Genomic DNA, 1,104 nt, shown 5'->3' with positions numbered 1-1,104 from the left:
ACAAATGGCAGTGGGGGTCTTCCGCCAAGCCCGTCGATGCCATCATCGTCTGCTATGCCGAGACGCCGGCCTCGCTGAAGGCCGAGATCATGGCCATGGAGCGACAGACGGCAGGCGCCGGGATGTCGGTGACCGCCGAACTGCCGCTGAAGGTGAAGCGCGAAGGCAAGCGGGCGGTCGAGCATTTCGGCTTCGTCGACGGCATCTCGCAACCGATCGTTCGGGGTACGGCGCGCGCCGCCAAGGGAGCCGCGCCCATGCATCTGCTCGCACCGGGCGAGTTCCTGTTCGGTTATCGCGACGAGCATGGCTTCTACCCGTCGTCGCCGTCGGTCGAGGCGGCGCTGGACCGCGCCGGCATCCTGTCGCAGGTGCGGCGCAACCGCCAGATACCCGGGCAACCGCCTCCGCCGCGCGATTTCGGCCGCAACGGCACGTTCCTCGTCATGCGCCAGTTCGAGCAGCATGTCGAATTGTTCGACGATTATTGCAGGCGGGCGGCGACGCAGGCCGCAAATGAGACCGGCGATCCCGCCGTCGATCAACGCTGGGTGGCCGCGAAGATGCTCGGCCGCTGGCAGGACGGCAGCTCGCTCGTGCGCAATCCGAACGGGCGGCCGGGCCGCGGCGTCGACAATGATTTCGCGCTCGGCGCCGAGGATCCGCAGGGGCACGCCTGTCCACTCGGCTCCCACATACGCCGTTCCAACCCGCGCGATTCACTCGGCGAGGACCGCGAGACGCAGATCAGCATCGGCAAGCGCCATCGCATCCTGCGCGTCGGCCGCACCTACGAGAAAAAGGACAGAAGCGGGAAGACAGAGAAGGGACTGCTCTTCATGTGTCTCAACGCCGATATCGAGCGCCAATACGAGTTCATCCAGCAGACCTGGATCTCGTCGAACTCGTTCCAGGGTCTTGTCGGGGAGACGGATCCGACGATCGGGGCAAGGGGCGGCGGCGGCCGGTTCTCGATCCCGTCCTGGGAAAAGGTCACCGTGCTCAAGGATGTGCCGAAGTTCGTCACCACGAAAGGCGGCGGCTATTTCTTCATGCCGAGTCGCTCGGCGCTGCGCTACATGATCTCGCGGTTGTGATCAGGGG

At 65.6% G+C, this 1,104-nt stretch carries 1 pseudogene; it reads left to right on the top strand.

What is annotated here, in order from left to right:
- Positions 1–1,097: pseudogene (locus EOA28_RS36575) on the top strand (Dyp-type peroxidase domain-containing protein); the annotation flags it as partial.
- Between the last annotated feature and the right edge of the window lie 7 nt (positions 1,098–1,104).

It is taken from the genome of Mesorhizobium sp. M2A.F.Ca.ET.067.02.1.1 (assembly GCF_004023285.1).
GTDB lineage: Bacteria > Pseudomonadota > Alphaproteobacteria > Rhizobiales > Rhizobiaceae > Mesorhizobium.
The sequence above is the reverse complement of the archived record's forward strand: the minus strand, read 5'-3'. Positions and strand labels throughout refer to the sequence as shown.